This is a genomic window from Accumulibacter sp. (genome assembly GCF_031732815.1).
In the GTDB taxonomy this organism is placed as follows: Bacteria; Pseudomonadota; Gammaproteobacteria; order Burkholderiales; family Rhodocyclaceae; genus Accumulibacter.
The window spans coordinates 1-4,382 of sequence record NZ_JAVMKF010000166.1 but is presented as its reverse complement, the minus strand read 5'-3'; the positions used below and the strand labels follow the sequence as shown (position 1 = coordinate 4,382).

General features: G+C 67.4%; 3 protein-coding genes. All 3 read right to left on the bottom strand.

The genetic code is table 11. The annotated features are described in order from the left end of the window. Positions 1 to 2,808 (bottom strand): ATP-binding protein (locus tag RKP46_RS11030; protein WP_311106689.1); only part of this gene is annotated, 2,808 nt, incomplete at its 3' end. Then, entirely contained in the window at positions 2,801 to 3,505 is a 705-nt protein-coding gene (locus RKP46_RS11025) for a DUF4194 domain-containing protein (protein ID WP_311106688.1), read from the bottom strand. The genes RKP46_RS11030 and RKP46_RS11025, both read right to left, overlap by 8 nt. A gap of 29 nt (positions 3,506 to 3,534) precedes the next feature. After that, a partial coding sequence (locus tag RKP46_RS11020; RefSeq protein WP_311106687.1) for a DUF3375 family protein occupies positions 3,535 to 4,382 on the bottom strand: 848 nt, incomplete at its 5' end.

Below are 4,382 nucleotides of genomic sequence, written 5' to 3'. Positions count from 1 at the left end.
GCCCTCGGTGCACGCGCGCAGATCCTGCTGAAAGTCCCGGATCTCGGCATCCGGGCTGGGCAGCGCGAGCAGCTTGATGTGCCGGCCGGGGTTGTAGTCGATAGCTTGCAGCGACTGGTTGATGAAGTCGACGCGCTCCTTGATCATCGCCCGCTCACGAGCCAGCTGCGCGTTGAAGTTGGCGATCTCGTTGATCGTGTTGACGTTGAGCAGCTCTTTGAAGCGCGCCTCGAATCGTGGCAGGTCGTCGCCCTTGAGGCCGATGAGCATCCGCGCATACTCTGGCAGCGCCGCCAGGCTCACGTCCACTTCGACCGTCTCGGCCTTGAACTCGTCCTTGAAGCCGCGCATCGCGTTGACGATGCGTTCGGTCAGTCGGGCCAAGCGTTTGTCCTCCGCGTCGATGCGCTCCTGCAGCCATTTGCGCACGTCCTGCTCGCGGTTGTCGCACGACTCGACCGACAGCGGATGCTCGCCCAGCGCTTGCCGGCGCCAGCCATCCAGACGCTCGATCTGTGCCTCGCTGAGTGGCGCGTCGTCCCACACGCTGCCGGCCTGATCCCGCATCGCCTGCGCCATTTCACGTCTGCTCTTGACCTCGCCCCGCTTGCCCAGCGTGTCGGAGCGCCTGAGCTCCAGCTCGCCGAACCGGTCCTGCACCGCCTTGAGCTGACGCGCCAACTCCTGCAGCGTGTCCGATGCCGCCTGCAGCCGTGCACGCTCCTCGCCGAGGGCGGCAATCTGGCGAGCCAGGCTCATCCAGTCGATGTCGGCGAAGTGCGTGAACTCTTCCAGCCGGGCGAGCGTTTCCAACTGTCCTTGCAGTTCATTGCGCGCCTGCTGAAGCGAGGCTATCCGTTGCCCCAAGGCGGCCAGCTTTTCTTCCAGGTGCTGCCGCCGATCGCGCAAGGCACGCAGCTTGTCGGCGTTGCTCCAGCCGAGCACGTAGCGGCTGCGGTCGTCGATCCGGCTACGGTCGTCTTTCTCATGGCGCCCGCTCGGGTCCTTGATCTGGCCCGCGCGCGTGATCGCGCGGGCCTCGCGCCGGAACTGTTCGCCGCTCTCGCAGCAGGCCACGTCGAAGCGCTGGCGAAGCTCGTGCTCCAACCACTCGGAGTGCGGCGAGTCCGGCTTGATGAGCAGCTTGCGTACCAGCGACTGCGGATGCAGGCTGGCGCCCGGTACTGTCTTGCGCTGGCGCACGTGAAAGTACACCAGCCGCGCGCCCAGATGCTGGCGGTCCACCCAGTCCGCAACGGCCTGGTAGTGCACGTCGGGGACCAGCAGTGCCAGACCGAAGCCACGCAGCAGCCGCTCGGCGGCGCCTAGCCAGTCGCGCTCGCCGTCACGCACCTTGATCAGCTCGCCGGCGAAGGGCAGTTCGTCCTCGCTGATCGGCAGGGCAGCACATAACGCCTCGCGGATGCGAACCTGGGCCACGTCGATGTTGCTCTTGCGCCGCTGCAGACTATCGATCTCGTCGGACAAGGCGCTGTGCTCCTCACGGCCTTTGCGGAAAGCAAAATCCTCTTCGCGTTCGCGGTTGTCCAAATCGGCAAGGCGCTCGCGCAAGCCTTCGGTACGCTTGGCGATGCTCTGCTGCTGGGCAAGGAAGGACTCTTCGTCGGCCGGCGCCGCTTCGTCGATGCGGGCCAGCAGTTCCTGAAAGCGCTCTGACCGCTTCTGGCGTTGTCCCTTCTCCTGCTCCAGGCGGCGTATCTCTGCCGCCAACTCTTCCAGGCGATCACCCCCGTTGTCGCGCAGGGCGCGCTCCAGGCGCGCGAGGTCAACGCGCGCGGACTCACGCTGCGCGTCCAGGCGCGCGATCTGCGCGTCGAGCCGGGCCGCATCGTCCGCCAGCAGGGCCAGGCGGCGGTCCAGCAGCTCACCCTTGAGGCGGGCGAAGTACGCCCGAAGCTGATCGCGCGCCTCGCGCCAGTTCTGGATCTCGATCACCAGCGCCTGATGGCGCGTGCCGTCGGCGACCAGCGGGGTCAGCAGGTCCACCTGCCGCTTCGCCCTGAGCACCGCCTGGTGCGCGCGGTCCAGATCATCGAAGTGGCGGATCAGCGCCTCGATGCGGCTGCCCACGTCGAAGGGCTCGAGCATGTGGCTGCGCACGAAGTCGGTGAGGTTGCCCACCGACTTCATCGAAACAGTCTGGTGGAAGAGATCCAGGGCCTGCTCGTGCTCGATGCCGAAGCGGCGGCGGAACCAGGCCCCGTAAGGCGGGAAGCTGTCGAAGAGCTCGCAACCTGCGCCGCGCAGCTTCTTGCGCAGGGCCGTCAGGTCGCTGCCAAAACCGCTGAAGTCATCCGCGATGGCGAGGGCGCGCTCGGCTGCGACGAACAGGCGTACGGGTTGGCCCTGAGGGTCCTTCAGCCAGAAGACTTGCGCCAGCGTCACGGCCTGGTCATAGCCCTCGTTGCGAAAGACGCCGAGGATGACCGAGTAGCTCGACGCATCGCGCAAGGCGACAGGCCGGGCGCTGCCCGTCACCTCGTTGCGTTCGCTCTTGTAGTGGCCGAGGACGTAGGAACGCAAGGAGCGCTCGCGGGAATCCGCCCCGGCCGCCTTGTTGTAGGCAACGCGCTGCGCCGGCACCAGCAGGGTAGTGATCGCATCGACCAGCGTGGACTTGCCCGAACCGATGTCGCCCGTCAGCAGGCCGTTGCGACCGTCGAGCTCGAAGCGCCAGACGCGTTTGTCAAAGGTGCCCCAGTTCAGCACCTGCAGCCGCTGCAGGCGAAAGCCCACGCGGCTGTCGTCGGCGACGAAGTCCAGGTCGAGCGTCGGTGCTTCAAACATCAGGCACTCCCTGGCTGACCGCCGGCTTGCCAGCCGATTCGGCGGGGCTTGCTGAGAGCGCCGTGCGATAGACCTCCAGCCGCGCATCGAACTCGGCCAGCCACTGAGCGTCGACAAAAGCCTTCAGGATGCGCCGCAGCTCGTAGTGGCCGCGGTCGTGTGCACTGCCGGCGGCCGGCTTGAGTCGGCGCAGGAAGCCGAGATCGACGACCTTGCCGATCGTCGCGTCGACCTGATCGATCAGCCGCGCCTCGTTCGTGCCTTCGGGCAGAAAAACCCGCATCAACTCGACGATATCGTCACGCGCCAGCACCAGCCGCGTGTCGTCGCCGCTCGCGTCGAACTCGGCCATGCGCTTGCGCAGCAGCGCCAACATCAGGCTCACCGGGTAAGAAAGCGGCCGGCGTGCGACCAGCCTGGGCAGGCGCGGTGCCCCCTCCGACTCGTCCGGGTCCGGACGACTCTTCAGGAAGGCGTGGCCCTCGGCCTCGTCCAGCACCAGATCGAGCAACAGCACGGCCGCCTGTTCCCGCACCCGCGCCTGCAGGCGCAGCAGGCTGGCCCACAGGCGCTCGTCGTCGTCGCGGTAGAGCACCCCTTTGAGCAGCTGCACCATCAGTTGCGACAACTCGGGCACCGCCGGCAGCGCGCTGGGCGGCGTCTCCAGCGAACCGCCTTCGTGCAGCGCGTCGTCCATGCTCATCTTTCCCCGATCACTTGCCGCCGTCAGCGCGTGAAGATGACGCGCGGCAAGCGTGCCTCGCGCGTCACGGCTTCGCCCGCAGCGCTGCTGGCCTGCCAACGGATCGCTTCTTCCACGGCTTCGTCGACCAGGGCGCGCAAGGTGTCCAGGGCGTCGCCGGCGTGAGCCAGCTCGAGGTAGGCCACCAGTTCGGCCAGCCCCTGGCGCAGCGGCTCGCCGTCCAGCAGTTCGCGCAGCGTGATCTGCGGCTGGCGGCGCAGTGCGCGCTGGACGGTTGCTCGCAGGCGCGCCTTGTCCACGACGATCTGGTCGAACAAGCGCGCGGTGTCGATATCGTCCTCGCCAGCGGCCAGCGCCAGATCGGCCAGGCGCGGCTTGACGCTCGGCGTGAACAAGGGACGTTCCAGCGGCAATTCGATGTCCGACCCCATCGCCTCGAGGTGCATCACGCTTCCGGCGGGAGTCGCCGCGCGAATGCCGAGCGCCTTGCTCTCGATGGCGCGCAGGAGGTCCAGGATGCGGCGGTTCTCGAGAAAAGCGCGGTCGTCGAGGAAACGGCGCAACTGCTGCGACAGTTGCGCCACCATGCGCTGCGTGTGCTCGCCTGCCTCCAGCCAGTCGTGGTGCACGCGGCGCGTGCGCGGCTCGGGCTTGAGCGCTGCCACAGCAGGCAGCGCCAGCACCTGGTCCAGCCGCGCGGAGAGCTCCTCCTGTCGTCGGCTGGACATGAGAAAGTCCCAGAAAGCGCGAAAGCTGCGGCCCTGATCGGAATCACCGATGGCATCGCGCTCGCCCATGATCTCGTCGAGCAGCGCACCTTTGGCGCCCTCCCAAAGCGCGATCTTCTCGCGCACCTTGCGGTCGAGCAGGC